The organism is Flagellimonas sp. (assembly GCF_965222555.1).
In the GTDB taxonomy this organism is placed as follows: Bacteria; Bacteroidota; Bacteroidia; order Flavobacteriales; family Flavobacteriaceae; genus Flagellimonas.
Genome location: NZ_CBDCUG010000003.1, coordinates 47025 through 62635, shown reverse-complemented (window position 1 = coordinate 62635; position 15611 = coordinate 47025). Strand labels below are relative to the sequence as shown.

Sequence of the window (15611 nt, the reverse complement as noted above, 5' to 3'; positions counted from 1 at the left end):
TTAATTGCCGTTAGGATCAACTGAAGAATTGCTCTGCGCTTCCCTGGATTTGATAATGGATAACTCTCCCTTGGCCTCAGCAACAATATCATTGTATTCCGCAAAATTGGAAATTACACTCTCCAAAATATAGGTGGCCTGAAAAGCATCGCCCAGTGCATAAAAATTCTTGGCCATGATGATCAATCCCTTTCCTCCCCATTCCTTATATGCGGAATAATCCTTGGCCAATTTTTGAACCGCCGTGTTGGAAGCTTCAAAATCTTGGTTTTTATTCTTAAAATAACCATCATAGTACCAGGCCTCCGCAGCTAATTCACCTGTGGCAATCTTCTTTACCTCTTGATATGCCGTTTCCGCCAAGCGTTCATCATTGGTTGCAATGGCAGAGCGCGCAATCATGATTTGGGCATCACTTTTAATACGGTTATCAATTTTTGGTGCTTTCAATACCTTTTCGGCATAAGCAATGGTCTGCGAATAATTTTCCTGCCCGTAGTACCCTTTCATTAAGTTGGATTGTGCAAAGGTCCTGTTTTGGGAAATCTCCGCAGTGTTTTCCAATTGCTTTAAGTACGGAATGGCACTTTGATAATCTTGTTTTCCAACATAAATTTCGCATACCCTGGTAAGAGCCTGCTCTGTATATTCTCCGCTTCCGCTATCGGCAACCGTTTTGTACTTGGGCAATGCAGCTTCTTTATTTCCTTTGGAAAAATACAGTTGTGCCAGATTAAAATTCACCTGTAATGCATGGAGCCCATTTGGAAACTCCTTTAAATAATCTTCATAGCCCTTAATGGCTGCTTCTGATTTTCCTTCCGCTCGTTTTCTATCGGCTGCTTCAAAACTGGCATTGTCCAATTCGGCATCAGTGACTTCAACAAAATCCAAGTTTCTGGCCCATGCTGCATACTCGCTCACCCTACCTTCATCAACATACACCAATTTGGCAGTTGCTACGGCCTGTTTGGCCTCTTGGGTGTTAGGATACTTTTGGACCACACCTTTTAGTTTTGTTAGTGCTTGATCATTCCTGTTGGCATTGTAATGAACCAGTCCTTGTCTTAACATGGCTCTGGGAGCAAATTTGCTCCTTCCATATTCTTCAATCAAACGATCATAGGTTTGGAGTCCCATATTTTCCTTGCCTCCCTTTATGTAGGAATTACCAAGTTCAAAGAATGCATCATCACGAAGTGAGGATTTGGGATATCGGGTAAGAAATTGGTTCAACCCATCAATTTTTGCCGAACTGTTTCCCAAAAATCCACTGCATAATGCTTTTTGGAACGCTGCATAATCGCGTTCAGGCCCATTCATTTTGGAAGATTCATTATAGGCCGATTGTGCTGATTTGTATTTGCTTGTCACAAAATAGCTATCTCCCAATCGCAAGTAGCTATCGGCCAATCGTTCATTGTCTTCCGTTCCAGAGTTGGTCACATTTTTAAAATAGGATATGGCGTTACTGTATTCCTTCAGTTTAAAATGGCAATACCCCAAATTGTAGTCTAAATTGGTATATTCAGGTAATTTCTTCGCCGCAGGAAGCTTTCTAAATTGTGAAAAATCGGAAAGTGCCTCATCAAACCTGTTCAATCGGTATGCTGATTCGGCTTTCCAATATAGCGCCCGGGCTTCAAAATCTTTATTCTCTGCGCTTTTCAAAGACTTGGAAAATCGTTCCAGCGCTGGTTCATAATCCCCATCAATAAACAATTCCACTCCTCTATAAAATGCCACTTTTTGATAAGTCTCCTTGCTGGCATAACCCTTGTTTTTCTCCAAGAGTTCCATGGCGCCCTCAAAATTCTTGGAAGTAATATAAGAATCCACCAATAATTCCTGAATCTCTTGTTGGTGCTCGTCCTTGGGATATTTCTCCAAATAAGTTGCCATTACTTGCGGAACAGGTTCGTACGCATTTCCTATCTCATAGCTCAAACGGGCATAGTTCAACAAAGCGTCTTTTTGGATTTCTGCACTAAAATCCATCTGGGAAGCATTTCTGAACGCATTCAACGCTTCTGGTTTTTTATCCAGTTTTAAATAGCATTCAGCCAAATGATAATAGGCATTCTGCGAAACACTGTTGGTTCCCCCAATAATTTTATTGAAGTATTGGATTGCGCCTTCATAATCACCCTGCTTATAATGACTGTATCCTGTAAGGTAATAATCCGTGTTACTCAATTTCCCCCGTCTACCGCGATATTTTTTTAGATAAGGTATGGCTTCATCGTATTGTTTTAGGTTGAAGTAACTCTCCCCAATAATCTTGTTCAACTCGGAAATTTCCTTGCGGTCAGATTTTGGCAATTGCTTTTTTGCCATGGCAATGGCCTCTTCAAAATTGCCCAATTTAAAATTCAGGTCAGCCTGATAATAAGAAAGCTTTTCATTGAGTAATTCAGGGTCTGTTATTTGGTCGAACCGGGCACTGGCCTCGTCATAATCATCCTGCTCATAAGCTATGTATCCCAAATAATATTTGGCCTGCGATCCATATTTGGGCGAGTTGCTCACCTTGCTCAAATAGCGTTCTGCCTGCTTTGGCCTTTTTGAAGCATAAAGCGCATAGCCATTGTTGAAGTTGAAACGCTCTTTATCGTTATTGGACATGGCGGATTGATCCACTTTTTTATACCATTTAAGGGAATACGGATATTTTCCGGTTTCAAAATAATAGTCGGCCACATCCAAAAAAGCAGAATTCCGTTTGGTAGAAGTGGGATATCTATCCACAAAATCCTCCATTAATTTATCGGCGCCGCGCTGGTTCAATCGAATCGCAGCATTAGCAGAATAGTAAGCACTGTTGGCTTCCGTTTCGTAATCTTTGGTGCTGGTTTTTATTTTATCGAAAATTGACTGTGCCGCTTGGTATTGTTGATTATTATACAAAGCAAGGGCATCTTGATACGCCTTTTTTTCGTGGGAATAAATTTCAGTTTTCTGTGCGGAAAGAATAAAAAACGACCCTAAACAAATTAGGGTTAAAATGAGGTTTCTTCGATTCATAGTGTTCTACGCTGTTCTCGATTGACTGTTACCATAACGTCAAAATTCAGGCCAAAGTATATTTTATAGTTAAGAAGAAGAATTTGCAAATGCTTCAGCTGCTATAATTTTAGAACTTAGTACCTTTAGTTTTTCAATACAAAAATATGCCAGAAACCATCTTAAAATTACAGGACGTCGCTGTTTTTCAAAACGAAAATCTCATCTTAAAGGACATTACCTTGGAAGTGAAAAAAGGGGAATTTGTCTATGTAATTGGAAAAACTGGTAGCGGGAAGAGTAGTTTTATGAAAACCCTGTATGCAGATATCCCGTTAAAACAGGGAGCTGGTAGCGTGGTCGATTTTGATCTAAAAAAACTTCAAGAAAAAGATATTCCGTTTTTACGAAGAAAATTGGGCATTGTATTCCAAGATTTTAAATTACTTCCAGATAGAAATGTGAACAACAATCTTCGGTTTGTGTTAAAAGCCACTGGGTGGACAGATGCCTCAAAAATGGATGGCAAAATTGAAGAAGTATTGGATAAGGTGGGAATGAAAACCAAAGGTTTTAAATTTCCACATGAGCTCTCTGGTGGGGAACAGCAACGAATTGCCATTGCCCGTGCCTTGTTGAACGACCCTGAATTAATTCTGGCGGATGAGCCTACTGGAAATCTGGACCCGCAGACCAGTGTAGAGGTCATGAAAGTGCTACAGGACATCAATCAAAATGGACGTACGATCATTATGGCCACACATGATTATGCACTAATATTGAAATATCCTCACAAAACCTTAAAATGTGATGGCAGTAAAGTTTTTGAAGTCATACAAAAAGCCATGTGATCATGATAATCAAAAAACAAGATTGCGGAAAGAAAAAGAAATCAAGTCCAATTATTGGTATTCTACTCTTTCTAATTTCCATTGTTTTAATGGCGCTTACCGGTCCAATAGGTCTGGTTTTTGGTTTTTTTCATCAACTTTTCGCCAAAGGTTTTAATGGAATTGGGGAATTTGCACTGAAAATTGCGGTTTCCATAGATCAATTGGGTAATGTAATCATGCAACACCTTTTCAACAGCTTGTGGATCACAAAAGATGGATATGAGTTTGGTAACCGGGATGAAACTATTTCAAGCGCCCTGGGCAAGAACAAGCAATTGTGCACCTTAACCACCTTTGGAAAAGCTATCGATAAAATTCTGGATATCATCGACCACAACCATTCCCTGGATTCCATCGACTATTTTATTCAACCCGAGGAATAATTTTAACAAGCCTGTATTGTAGTTAAACAACCTCTTTCAACTGTTATTCCTGTAACACTTTTTAAAAAGTATTGTCTTTTTTGATATCAATCAAAAACGATAATCCATGTTCAACAAAATCAAATGTATTCTATACACCTGTCTTATCCTGATTTTCAGTAATTCATGTGCGCAAAGCACAACCTCTATAAAAGATCTAGAAGGGGAATTTATTTCATTAACCAATGAGTACTTAAAAATAAATGAAGAAGCAAGCGGAGCAATGGTCGCAATTGACCATCCCGATAAACCCCTTTGGAAATTTAGCACTGGCTTTATTGGCCATGCAAAAAAAGACCAACTTATTGGAGAAGAACTTTTTATAGCGGCAAGTATTACAAAAACATTTGTTGCGGTATGTATTTTACAGCTTGAAGAAGAAGGCAAGCTCCATATTACGGACAAGGTAAGCCAGTATTTGGATAGAAAATTGTTAAAAAAGCTAACCGAATATAAAGGCAAATCCTATGAGGACAAACTGACCATAGCTCATTTGTTGAGACACACCAGTGGCATTTTTGATTATTTAAATGAAGGACAGGTTCATTTGGAAGGATATAAAAAATCTCCGGACAGAACCTATGAATTACAAGAAAGAGTGGATTTTGCTTTGGAACTGGGATCGGCCACAAACAAGCTTGGAAAGTATGCATACTCCAACACCAATTATATTTTATTGGGTATGATCCTTGAAAAAGTTGATAAAAAATCAATAGCAGATGTTATTTCCGATAGAATTATCAAACCATTAAATTTAAAGAACACCTCGCTAAATCCCTCCAATGACGTCCTTCCAAAAATGTTCAAGGGTTATTATACAGATTGGGATCTAACATCGTTCACGCTTCATTTCAATAAAATGAATCCAGCGGGAGGTTTGCTTACCACTGCGGATGATCTTTTAGTTTTTGGCAGAAATCTGTTCCAGGGCAGATTGTTCAAATCAAAGAGCACCTTGGAAAAAATGTTGGATTTTGACAAAGGGTATGGTCTTGGCGTAATGCAGTTCGACAAATCAAGAAAAACGGGGAGAATTATGGGCCATAGTGGATTTGATCCAGGGTACACAACTTATCTTGCTCATATTGAAGCATTGAATACCACGGTAGTCACAGTAATCAACCAATCTGAACTGCGAGTAAAAATGCCGGCCTTTTTAGTTGTTAAGACAGTGGAATCCATAAAAAAAACCTTATGATTCGTTCAATCTAGCACAAAATCTACCCGTGTTTTAGGTACGCTCAAAACTTTTTGTTTCTTTGCTAAAATTAAATAACCATCCATTTATGGAAATTCTCGGTATTGATATCGGTGGATCGGGCATTAAAGGTGCCTTGGTAAATGCCGAAACCGGAGAGATGTTGACAAAGAGACATCGTATTCCCACTCCAAGTTCTAGAAAGCCTGAAGATATGGCCCAAGTGGTCAAGCAAATTGTTGATCATTTTGATTATGAAGGACCTGTGGGCTGCGGTTTCCCCACCATTGTAAAAAATGGGATCTGCCAGTCTGCTGGAAATCTTCACTCCAGCTGGGTGGGAATAAATATCGATGAGCTTTTTACCCAGGCTACTGGTCATGAATTTACCGTATTGAACGATGCCGACGCTGCTGGCTATGCTTCCATGAACTACGGAGTTGGTAAAGGAAGGTCTGGGTTGGTGATTATGGTCACCATAGGTACCGGATTGGGAAGCGGAGCATTTTACAATGGTATATTGCTGCCCAATTTTGAGCTTGGCCAGATTCCCTATAAAAAATATCAAAAAATTGAGCAATGGGCTGCGGCATCCGCTAAGGAACGAGAGGAACTCTCCTATGAAAAATGGGGTAAGCGCTTTAACAAGTTCCTAAAATATGTTGAGTTAATTATCTCCCCCGATCTAATAATTGTTGGAGGAGGCACCTCAAAAAAGTGGAAGGAGTTCAGCCATTTGATCACCATTGAAACCGAAGTTGTAAAAGCTGAATTGATGAACAACGCAGGGATAATAGGTCCCGCAGTGGCCTGTTTACGCGAACAACATCACGGTCATTTGACCAAATAAAGGCTAGTCTATCTTATTTCTTTTTCTATCTACTTCCTTTAGGTAGATTTTGCGAAGTCGAAGGTGATTTGGGGTCACCTCAACATACTCATCCTTTTGGATGTACTCCAAAGCTTCTTCCAAGGAGAACTTGATGGCAGGTACAATTTTTGCTTTATCATCAGCGCCAGCCGATCTTACATTGGATAGTTTTTTGGTCTTGGTCACGTTGATGGTCATATCATCCCCGCGAGAATTTTCACCAATAACCTGTCCCTCATAAATATCTTCTCCCGGATCGATGAAAAATTTACCCCTTTCCTGCAGTTTGTCAATAGAATATGGAATTGCGGTTCCGTTTTCCATAGAGACCAATGAGCCATTGATACGTTGGGCAATATCTCCCTTTAAAGGTTGATATTCCAAAAATCTATGTGCCATTATGGCCTCACCAGCTGTTGCCGTGAGCAATTGGTTTCGTAACCCTATAATCCCTCTTGATGGAATCACAAATTCGCAAAGCATTCGGGAACCTTTAGCTTCCATACTGGTCATCTCTCCTTTTCTAATGGATACCATTTCCACAGCTTTTCCTGAAACTTCTTCCGGCAAATCAATGGTCAAATGCTCAACGGGCTCGCATTTTACACCGTCAATCTCTTTGATGATAACCTGTGGTTGGCCAATTTGAAGCTCATAACCTTCCCTACGCATGGTCTCAATCAACACGGAAAGGTGCAAAACTCCACGCCCAAATACCATAAACTTATCCGCACTATCGGTTTCCTCAACACGAAGGGCCAAATTCTTCTCCAATTCCTTTTCCAAACGCTCTTTGATGTGTCTTGAGGTCACAAATTTTCCATCCTTGCCAAAAAATGGACTATCGTTAATAGTGAAGAGCATGCTCATTGTAGGCTCATCAATGGCAATGGTTTTTAATTTCTCAGGATTTTCAAAATCGGCAACGGTATCACCAATTTCAAAACCTTCAACCCCAACAATGGCACAAATATCTCCTGCCTTTACCTCTTCTACCTTCTTACGCCCCAATCCTTCAAACGTAAAAAGCTCCTTCACCTTAGTTTTCACAATTGAACCATCCCTTTTTACCAAAGAAATCTGTTGTCCTTCCTTTAAAGTGCCTCGCTGCAGCCTTCCAATGGCAATACGACCCGTAAAAGATGAAAAATCCAAGGAAGTGATAAGCATTTGTGTTGAACCCTCCTCAGGCTTGAATTCTGGAACGTGGTCAATGACCATATCCAACAAAGGTTCAATATTTTCAGTTGGTTTTTGCCAATCTTCGCTCATCCAATTCTGCTTGGCAGAGCCATAAACGGTTGGAAAATCAAGTTGCCATTCCTCTGCACCCAATTCAAACATCAAATCGAACACTTTTTCGTGCACCTCTTCCGGGGTACAGTTCTCCTTATCAACTTTGTTGATGACAACACAAGGTTTCAGTCCTAAATCAATAGCCTTTTGCAATACAAAACGGGTCTGCGGCATGGGTCCTTCAAAGGCATCCACCAACAACAAAACACCATCGGCCATATTAAGAACGCGTTCCACTTCACCACCAAAATCGGCGTGACCAGGAGTGTCAATAATATTTATCTTAGTGTCTTTGTATACAACGGAAACATTTTTGGAAACGATGGTTATTCCTCGCTCCCGCTCTAGGTCATTGTTATCCAAAATAAGGTCACCCTTGTTTTCATTATCGCGGAATAAACGGCAATGGTACATGATCTTATCAACCAAAGTGGTCTTACCGTGGTCAACATGGGCAATGATGGCAATATTCTTGATTTTGGACATAACCTAATTTTTAAGCCCGCAAAGATACTGCTATTTTCTGCTTGTCAATACAATGATCTGCTATTTTTATCTTATTGATTTTGAGAAGGTTCACTCTTACTTACCCACACACCATCGTTTCTCACTAATTATCCATCCCAAACTTAGGTTAACAACAGGGTAAACGCCTCCCTTAAAAGGTCCTACATAATACCCTGCTCCGGCATCAATGGAAAAACTCAGACCCGAATTATAGCTTCGTTGCACTCCATAAACCAGTCCTCCGTAACCATGAATACCATCGACAACAGTATTTTCCACAGTACGCTCCTCTGGAGAAAACATAGCAATTGTTGGAGCAATGTAGTTTCCCGAATTGCCATAGATAGACCTTCCCCTTCGATCTCTTCCATTAAAGTTGTGATAGTATCGGTTTTGAACCGTTATGGCCGGGAAGAAATCATAATTCTCCAAAGGTGCTTCGCTTGCAGGTTCCAGTGCCATTTGCCATGCCACCCTAAAATCGAGCGTACTGTTAACGCCCAATCCCATTTCATATTCGAGCCCCGGGTTAAATAGATTGATTTTAATCTGTCTTACCTCGCAATTTCTTCCAAATTGGGCATTCATGAAGACACTGCAAAACAACAATGCGAAAAAAAAGATTCTGTCCATCGTAGGTTAATTTGGTACTAGTAGAACATATACTTTTTAAAAAAAGTATTTTTGCTCAAAATTTACATCAGATGCAATTAGACGCAATTCCTAGGTTAAAACATACAAATAGTGATAATTTTTTCTTGTTGGCAGGCCCATGCGCCATTGAAGGTGAGGAAATGGCGCTAAAAATTGCTGAAAAAGCTGTTTCCGTTACCAGTAAATTGAAGATTCCCTATGTGTTCAAGGGGAGTTTTAAAAAAGCAAACCGAAGTAGAATCGATTCATTCACTGGAATTGGAGATGAAAAAGCATTGAAAATCTTAAGAAAAGTTTCCGAAACCTTTGATGTTCCCACGGTTACCGATATCCATGAAATTTCAGATGCTGAAAAAGCTGCAGAATATGTGGATGTCTTGCAAATACCCGCTTTTTTGGTTCGCCAAACGGATTTAGTGGTAGCCGCCGCCAAAACAGGAAAGGTCGTGAATCTGAAAAAAGGACAGTTCATGAGTCCTGAAAGTATGCAGCATGCAGTAAAAAAAGTAACAGATTCAGGTAATGAACAAGCATGGATCACCGATCGGGGTACCATGTTCGGTTACCAGGATATGATTGTTGATTTTCGTGGAATACCCACCATGAAACAATATGCCCCGGTTGTTTTGGATGTGACACATTCTTTACAACAACCCAATCAATCCTCTGGAGTTACCGGGGGAAGGCCAGCACTTATAGGAACCATGGCACGCGCAGGAATTGCCGCAGGTGTAGACGGTCTTTTTATGGAAACACACTTTGATCCAAAAAATGCCAAAAGTGATGGTGCAAACATGCTTGATCTAAGTTTATTGGAGAAGTTACTTACGGACCTGACGTCCATCAGAAAGGTTGTTACACAATTATAATCCTCGAAATTCATTGGAATGAAAAAGTATATCTGCCTTTGGCTGATTGTGAGCTCTTTCTATGCAACTGCCCAGGTTGAATTTGGAAGAATAAGACAATCAGATTTTGAATTAAAACCTACGAGAAAGATACCACAGCCAATGCCGTTGTTCTTTTTGAAAAAGGAAACTACTATTTTGATGTAATCCAAAAGAAGATTCAGTTGGTAAAGGAATACCATGTTCGCATCAAAATTCTGAATGAAAAAGGATTGGATGAAGCCAATATTTCCATTCCCTATTATCGAAATGAACAGTCAAAGGAGTATATCCAGAAAATTGACGCCATAAATCATAATGGCCATACCAAAACTGTAGTTCCAAAGGAAAAGATATACGATATAGATATTAACGAACGGTGGTCTGAAAAGCGTTTTACATTTTCAGATGTCAAAGAACATTCCATAATTGAATATAAATACAAACTAATTTCTCCTTTTCTATTTAACCTTGACGGATGGACATTTCAATCAGACATACCAAAAATTTCCAGTGAATTCAAGGCCAAGATTCCTGGGAATTATGTATACAACCGTTCTCTATATGGTTCTTTAAAACTTACATTGGAAGAAGCTGAAGTGGAAAAGAATTGTTTTTATGTGCCAGGTTATTCACAGGCTGCTGCCTGTGAAGTCATTACCTATGTAATGAAAGATATTCCAGCTATAGAAAAAGACGAGCAATTCATGCTTGCAGAATCAAATTATATTTCCCGTATTGAGTTTGAACTCTCGGAAATGCATAGGTTGGATGGCTCTAAAAAAAGGTTTTCAAAAACTTGGAAAGATGTCGACCGTGAATTTAAATCAGATCGTGATATAGGTAGACAACTCAGAAAAAAGGACTTTTTCGAGAAAAATGTTCCTTCAGATATTTTTATGGAAAAGGATCCTCTGCTACGCGCAAAAAAAATCTATGATTTTGTGAAAAACCACTTTACGTGGAACGAAAAATATGGAATTTATAGAGATGTAAGAGTCAAAGAAGCCTTTCAAAACAAATTGGGTAATATAGGTGAAATTAATATTTCATTGATCAATCTACTTAATGCCGGAGGAATAGATACCGATCTTATGCTACTCTCCACACGGGATAATGGACTTCCAAAAAAAATATATCCGGTAATTACTGATTTCAACTACGTGGTTGCCAAAACCAATATCAATGGTAAAGATTATCTTTTGGATGCAACCTCCAAGCTCAATCCTTTTGGAATGCTTCCGTATCGATGCCTAAATCTTTATGGTAGGGTAATGGATTTTGATAAGGAAAGCTACTGGTTCGATATTGAACCGGAAAAGACAAACAGGGTTCGAATTATGGGTACTGCGGCATTTGATCTTGAAGAAGGCGTTATCAAAGGAAAGTTAAGGGAAACGAATCAAGGCTATAATGCCGTTTCAAAATATAATAAGATCAACTCCAACTCAGAAGAAGATTATCTTAATGGGATAGAGGAAAAATCATCACTTGATTTTTATATTGATGACTATACCTTTCAAGCGGATAAGAGCAACGAAAAATTGACAACGGAAATTTTTGAATTCACTACCGAAGGCATTAATAAAAATGATGTTATTTATTTTAATCCCTTTCTTGTGAGATTCTTTGAACGGAACCCTTTTTTAAAAGATGTACGTTACTTTCCGGTTGATTTTGGTTATCCCAGAAAATACGAGTATAATATTACATACACCATACCGGACGACTATGAAGTACAATCACTACCCGAAGAAAAAATCATTGCCTTACCCAATGGTACCGGCTCAATAAAATTTTCTTGTGCTGCTCAAGGTAAATTTGTGACTTCGAGATACCTTTTAAATATTAATCATTCCCATTTTGATTCAGAATCTTATCCCTATTTAAAGAGGTTTTTTGAAATCGCCGTGAATATTGAGGAAAATTCAATTATTAAAATGGAGAAAAAATAAAATATTCTACCAACGAAAACCCATAATAATCCAAAAACGCCAAAAGTGATGGTGCAAACATGCTTGATCTAAGTTTATTGGAAAAATTACTTTCGGATTTAATCGCTATTCGAAAAACAGTAAACGGTTTAGGATAGGTTTATTTTCTGCTAAAAACCCAAGGCCTTTCCATAAATGGCTAAATTAACGGCATCAAATAAAGGCCAATGTATTGGATGCGATTTTTTTTAGCACTCTCCCTTTTATGCTTTTGCTCGTGTAAGCAATCTCTTAAACCTGATAATTCCAGTCATCAAAAACCCAACATTATTCTCATAATGGCCGATGACTTGGGGTATGAGACTTTAGAAGCTTATGGTGGCACCAGCAATAAAACACCCCATCTAAATGAACTTGCCAAAAATGGAATGCTTTTTAAGCATTGCTATTCCACCCCCCTCTGCACTCCTTCTCGCGTACAAATCATGACGGGAAAGTATAATTTCAGAAACTATATTGGATTTGGATTGTTGGATGCTTCAGAGAAGACTTTTGGCCATTACATGAAGGAGGTGGGGTATGCAACCTTTATTGCCGGAAAATGGCAGCTTCTTGGCAACCAGCACCAGCAAGAATTGGCTGGTGGCAAAAAAGGCACTACCCCAGAAAAAGCCGGTTTTGATGATTACTGCCTATGGCAAATTGATGAGAGGGGTTCTCGTTACAAAAATCCTCTTTTAACGGACAAAAATGGTTCTACGGAATACCCAGATCGTTTTGGACCGGACATTTTTGTAGAACGTATTGAATCTTTTATGGATCAAAACAAGGAAACTCCTATGTTTATATACTATCCCATGGTATTAACCCATGATCCTTTTGTTCCCACGCCTTCCAATGCCAATTTCAAGGAATTCGACCCCAAATCAAAAGTGAACGACACCTTATATTTTGGTGAAATGGTAAGTTATATGGACAAGCTTGTAGGCCAGATTGTAAAAAAGACAGAGGCGATTGGAATTCAAAACAATACCCTGATACTCTTTGTAGGTGATAATGGAACCGATCGCGATGTTACTTCACATATAGGTGGTACAACCTTAAAAGGCCATAAGGGCTATACCACCAATGCAGGCACGCATGTCCCTTTAATCGCTTATTGGAACGGGAGAATTCAAAAAGGAAGCGTCAACGAGAGTTTGATTGATTTCACTGATTTTTTGCCAACCATGATTGAGGCAGCCACCCAAAAAAAACTTGACCCCTCTTTGACTGATGGTATCAGTTTTTATCCTCAACTTTTTGGAAACAACGATACAGCACGAGAATGGATTTTTTGCCATTATGACCCAAATTGGGGAAACTTCACCCCAAGAAGATATGTACAAAACCAGAAATGGAAACTGTATGAAAATGGTGAATGTTATGATTTAGAAAACGATGACCTGGAAAAACATCCTTTGGATTTGGCCCAAATTCCAGATTCAATCCAGCCTTATATAGCTGAATTTAAAGAAATCCTCTTGAGATATAAAAAATAGCTTTTTCACTTCCAAAAACCTTTATGATTTACATTTTGGGCATCTAAAAGTATGGCAGTCAACACCTCGGCATCAATATCATCCAAAGTATTATAACGTAAAGATTTCATCACTTTGCGTCCTTCGGTGACCATTTTATCCAGATGCACCGATAAATGGGCAGAACTCCAAAAACCTACATCCACATAGGCTTTCTTTTTGGGAACGTTTAAATAGCAAAAAGGTTTCCCTTCCAAATAATAAAATGGTATTCGGTACTTGTATTTCAATTCAAGATTAGGGATCGTAGATTCAATAAGCACCTGTAACTGAAGTAAAATACTTTTGAAGGGTTCAGGTTGGTCCAAAATATAGCTTTCTGCAGGATTCATATCTTTATAAGATGCATTCCATGTCCAAAATAGCATTTTTCTTTTTTATATTTTTTTCGGCCCTTGCCATGGCCCAGGAATATGACCATGTGGATGAGAATGTTAGGAATTATCCCAATTTTGAGAGCATTGAGGATTTAGCCGTTCAAATACAAAGCGATTTTGATTCAGATATTGAGCGTGTTAGAGCGGCATTTGTTTGGCTGACCCATAACATTACCTACGGAAAAACTTTGGATCAGTTTTTTAAATCCAGAACACGGATTATCTACTACTCAGAAAGGGGCAAGGAACAACAATTGAAAAAAGTACTTGATGAGAGGTTAAAAAACACTTTTAAATCTAAAAGAGGGGTTTGCTACGACTATTCGATCATGTTGAAAAACTTATGTGATGCCTTTAAGGTAGAATCGGAAATTGTACATGGGGTAATCAAAGAAGATGTTAGAGCATTGAATGGTGAAAAAATATATAAAAACCATGTATGGAACGTTGTTAAACTGGATGCTGAATGGAAATTAATAGATCCTACATGGGCATCCGGATACTGGGATTCATCTACCGATAGATTTGTCCGGGAATTTTGTGACCATTACTTTGCAACAAACCCCAAGGAATTTATCAAAAATCATTTCCCTGCGGAAACAAAATGGCAGCTAATAGATAATCCTGTCACCTTAAATTCCTTTTTTACCGCTCCACTTTTTTTTAGCAAATATTTTGAAAATGAAATTAAGCTCTCACCCCAGATAAGCGGATTACTTACCCAATCAGAAAACTTGGAATTAGTGCTGGCTTTTGAAAAAATCCCATTTAGAAGCCAGTTGAAATACAGCATAGATTCAAACAATCAGACAGGAAAATTAAGGGTTATGCCTATTAAAAAAAGGCATAGTAGTTTATTTATTTCAAAATTGAAACTCAAAAAACTATTGAGACCTGATGATCTACTTACCATATACATTGATAAAAGACCGGTTTTGAAATTCGCGGTAAATCAGTAAGCATCGAACATCATAAAAATTGCTAAAAATATTTGTTGGTTTAGAAAATATGTTAACTTTGAATTTCAAAGTACTTTAAAATGGAATCAAAAAAATATTTGGAAGATATTTCCCAAATCAAAGATTTGATGAGCCGTTCATCACGTTTTATCTCCCTCAGCGGACTTTCAGGCATTCTTGCCGGTATTTATGCTATTACGGGAGCTGTCATTGCCTATATCTTTTTGCTACCAGACACCTATAGCGAAGTCGTATTGCACAGTTGGAATTTTAGAATGATTGTTGGAATATTGATTGCAGTAGCAGTTCTAAGCTTTGTTACGGCATATTTATTGACCTCAAGAAAAGCCAAAAAGAACAACGAAAAAGTATGGGACGATACCACCAAAAGGCTACTTATCAATTTTTTGATTCCCTTGGTTACCGGAGGTATTTATATTCTCATCAAACTAAATAGCCAGCATTATGGACTCACTGGATCATTAATGCTCATTTTTTATGGTCTTGCCCTGGTGAACGCATCAAAATACACCATTGGCAATATCAAATATTTAGGCTATGCTGAGATTGTCATTGGGTTGATCTGTGCAGCTTTCCCTGGCTATGGATTTTGGTTTTGGGTCATAGGTTTTGGTCTATTGCACATAATCTATGGTAGTTTGATGTACTTTACGGAACAAAAAGGGTAGGATGGGGCTTATTGACAACATCAACAAATTATTTGACCATCGCATTCGGCTGGGCATCATGTCCATTCTTATGGTAAACGAGGAGGTTGACTTCAACAGATTGAAGGAATTACTTGATGTTACCGATGGTAATTTGGCAAGCCATACCAAAACCCTTGAAAAAGCAGAATATATCAAGATTGAAAAATCATTCATTGGTAAAAAGCCCAACACCCGTTATTCAGCTACCAAATTGGGAAAATTATCTTTCAAAAAACATATTGAGGCATTGGAACATATCATTAAAAATCAAACATAATTTTTTTTATCAATTCACTTTGAATTACAAAGTACTTTAAACA

At 38.5% G+C, this 15611-nt stretch carries 15 protein-coding genes and 1 pseudogene; 12 read left to right on the top strand and 4 right to left on the bottom strand.

The window, feature by feature from the left end:
- Nucleotides 1-3024: a tetratricopeptide repeat protein gene (locus tag ACOQO1_RS03760; protein WP_420601525.1), complete on the bottom strand. Its 3024-nt coding sequence runs from the start codon at nt 3022-3024 to the stop codon at nt 1-3.
- 146 nt (nt 3025-3170) lie between these two features.
- On the opposite strand from ACOQO1_RS03760, the gene ACOQO1_RS03755 reads away from it, so the two are divergent.
- From ACOQO1_RS03755 to ppgK, 4 genes are all read left to right on the top strand, one after another.
- Nucleotides 3171-3854 (top strand): cell division ATP-binding protein FtsE, encoded by a 684-nt coding sequence (locus ACOQO1_RS03755; RefSeq protein ID WP_420601524.1) that lies wholly within the window; start codon nt 3171-3173, stop codon nt 3852-3854.
- A gap of 2 nt (nt 3855-3856) precedes the next feature.
- The gene (locus tag ACOQO1_RS03750) at nt 3857-4279 is read left to right on the top strand and encodes a hypothetical protein (protein ID WP_420601523.1); all 423 of its coding nucleotides are present in this window, start codon (nt 3857-3859) and stop codon (nt 4277-4279) included.
- Between the two features lie 106 nt (nt 4280-4385).
- Nucleotides 4386-5516, top strand: a complete 1131-nt coding sequence (locus tag ACOQO1_RS03745; protein ID WP_420601522.1) for a serine hydrolase domain-containing protein — start codon at nt 4386-4388, stop codon at nt 5514-5516.
- Nucleotides 5517-5604: 88 nt separating this feature from the next.
- A complete protein-coding gene (gene ppgK / locus ACOQO1_RS03740) occupies nt 5605-6366 on the top strand; it encodes a polyphosphate--glucose phosphotransferase (protein ID WP_420601657.1) in 762 nt (253 codons plus the stop codon).
- Between the two features lie 3 nt (nt 6367-6369).
- Here ppgK and typA read toward each other — a convergent pair whose 3' ends face one another.
- Both typA and ACOQO1_RS03730 read right to left on the bottom strand, forming a co-directional pair.
- Nucleotides 6370-8169: a translational GTPase TypA gene (gene typA, locus ACOQO1_RS03735; RefSeq protein ID WP_420601521.1), complete on the bottom strand. Its 1800-nt coding sequence runs from the start codon at nt 8167-8169 to the stop codon at nt 6370-6372.
- A gap of 96 nt (nt 8170-8265) precedes the next feature.
- Nucleotides 8266-8823: a hypothetical protein gene (locus ACOQO1_RS03730; protein WP_420601520.1), complete on the bottom strand. Its 558-nt coding sequence runs from the start codon at nt 8821-8823 to the stop codon at nt 8266-8268.
- Between the two features lie 71 nt (nt 8824-8894).
- Between ACOQO1_RS03730 and kdsA the strand changes: the two genes are divergently transcribed.
- The 5 genes and pseudogenes from kdsA (at nt 8895) to ACOQO1_RS03705 (ending at nt 13206) form a co-directional block, all read left to right on the top strand.
- Entirely contained in the window at nt 8895-9713 is an 819-nt protein-coding gene (kdsA, locus tag ACOQO1_RS03725; RefSeq protein WP_420601519.1) for a 3-deoxy-8-phosphooctulonate synthase, read from the top strand.
- A gap of 18 nt (nt 9714-9731) precedes the next feature.
- Complete coding sequence (locus ACOQO1_RS03720) at nt 9732-9899, top strand: hypothetical protein (protein ID WP_420601518.1); 168 nt, start codon at nt 9732-9734, stop codon at nt 9897-9899.
- Between the two features lie 17 nt (nt 9900-9916).
- On the top strand, nt 9917-11686 hold the full coding sequence (locus tag ACOQO1_RS03715; protein WP_420601517.1) for a hypothetical protein: 1770 nt from the start codon (nt 9917-9919) through the stop codon (nt 11684-11686).
- Nucleotides 11687-11721: 35 nt separating this feature from the next.
- Nucleotides 11722-11823: pseudogene (locus tag ACOQO1_RS03710) on the top strand (3-deoxy-8-phosphooctulonate synthase); the annotation flags it as partial.
- 180 nt (nt 11824-12003) lie between these two features.
- The gene (locus ACOQO1_RS03705) at nt 12004-13206 is read left to right on the top strand and encodes a sulfatase-like hydrolase/transferase (protein ID WP_420601516.1); all 1203 of its coding nucleotides are present in this window, start codon (nt 12004-12006) and stop codon (nt 13204-13206) included.
- A gap of 5 nt (nt 13207-13211) precedes the next feature.
- On the opposite strand, the gene ACOQO1_RS03700 is transcribed toward ACOQO1_RS03705, so the two are convergent.
- Nucleotides 13212-13613 carry a DUF1801 domain-containing protein gene (locus tag ACOQO1_RS03700; protein ID WP_420601515.1) on the bottom strand — a complete coding sequence of 134 codons (402 nt, stop codon included), beginning with the start codon at nt 13611-13613 and terminating at the stop codon, nt 13212-13214.
- Here ACOQO1_RS03700 and ACOQO1_RS03695 point away from each other — a divergent pair.
- The 3 genes from ACOQO1_RS03695 to ACOQO1_RS03685 all read left to right on the top strand — a co-directional run bounded on the left by ACOQO1_RS03695 (nt 13598) and on the right by ACOQO1_RS03685 (nt 15568).
- Nucleotides 13598-14581, top strand: a complete 984-nt coding sequence (locus ACOQO1_RS03695) for a transglutaminase domain-containing protein (RefSeq protein WP_420601514.1) — start codon at nt 13598-13600, stop codon at nt 14579-14581. The two genes, ACOQO1_RS03700 and ACOQO1_RS03695, sit on opposite strands and share 16 nt — an antisense overlap.
- Nucleotides 14582-14661: 80 nt before the next feature.
- Nucleotides 14662-15270 carry a hypothetical protein gene (locus ACOQO1_RS03690; RefSeq protein ID WP_420601513.1) on the top strand — a complete coding sequence of 203 codons (609 nt, stop codon included), beginning with the start codon at nt 14662-14664 and terminating at the stop codon, nt 15268-15270.
- A 1-nt stretch (nt 15271) separates the two neighbouring features.
- Nucleotides 15272-15568 carry a winged helix-turn-helix domain-containing protein gene (locus ACOQO1_RS03685; protein WP_420320095.1) on the top strand — a complete coding sequence of 99 codons (297 nt, stop codon included), beginning with the start codon at nt 15272-15274 and terminating at the stop codon, nt 15566-15568.
- The last annotated feature ends 43 nt before the right edge of the window (nt 15569-15611 follow it).

Coding starts and splice junctions, on each gene's coding strand:
- ACOQO1_RS03700 (WP_420601515.1), bottom strand. CDS start 13,613: ATGCTATTTTGGACATGGAATGCATCTTATAAAGATATGAATCCTGCA.
- ACOQO1_RS03755 (WP_420601524.1), top strand. CDS start 3,171: ATGCCAGAAACCATCTTAAAATTACAGGACGTCGCTGTTTTTCAAAAC.
- ppgK (WP_420601657.1), top strand. CDS start 5,605: ATGGAAATTCTCGGTATTGATATCGGTGGATCGGGCATTAAAGGTGCC.
- ACOQO1_RS03745 (WP_420601522.1), top strand. CDS start 4,386: ATGTTCAACAAAATCAAATGTATTCTATACACCTGTCTTATCCTGATT.
- ACOQO1_RS03730 (WP_420601520.1), bottom strand. CDS start 8,823: ATGGACAGAATCTTTTTTTTCGCATTGTTGTTTTGCAGTGTCTTCATG.
- ACOQO1_RS03695 (WP_420601514.1), top strand. CDS start 13,598: ATGTCCAAAATAGCATTTTTCTTTTTTATATTTTTTTCGGCCCTTGCC.
- ACOQO1_RS03705 (WP_420601516.1), top strand. CDS start 12,004: ATGGCCGATGACTTGGGGTATGAGACTTTAGAAGCTTATGGTGGCACC.
- ACOQO1_RS03685 (WP_420320095.1), top strand. CDS start 15,272: ATGGGGCTTATTGACAACATCAACAAATTATTTGACCATCGCATTCGG.
- ACOQO1_RS03720 (WP_420601518.1), top strand. CDS start 9,732: ATGAAAAAGTATATCTGCCTTTGGCTGATTGTGAGCTCTTTCTATGCA.
- typA (WP_420601521.1), bottom strand. CDS start 8,169: ATGTCCAAAATCAAGAATATTGCCATCATTGCCCATGTTGACCACGGT.
- ACOQO1_RS03750 (WP_420601523.1), top strand. CDS start 3,857: ATGATAATCAAAAAACAAGATTGCGGAAAGAAAAAGAAATCAAGTCCA.
- ACOQO1_RS03690 (WP_420601513.1), top strand. CDS start 14,662: ATGGAATCAAAAAAATATTTGGAAGATATTTCCCAAATCAAAGATTTG.
- ACOQO1_RS03760 (WP_420601525.1), bottom strand. CDS start 3,024: ATGAATCGAAGAAACCTCATTTTAACCCTAATTTGTTTAGGGTCGTTT.
- kdsA (WP_420601519.1), top strand. CDS start 8,895: ATGCAATTAGACGCAATTCCTAGGTTAAAACATACAAATAGTGATAAT.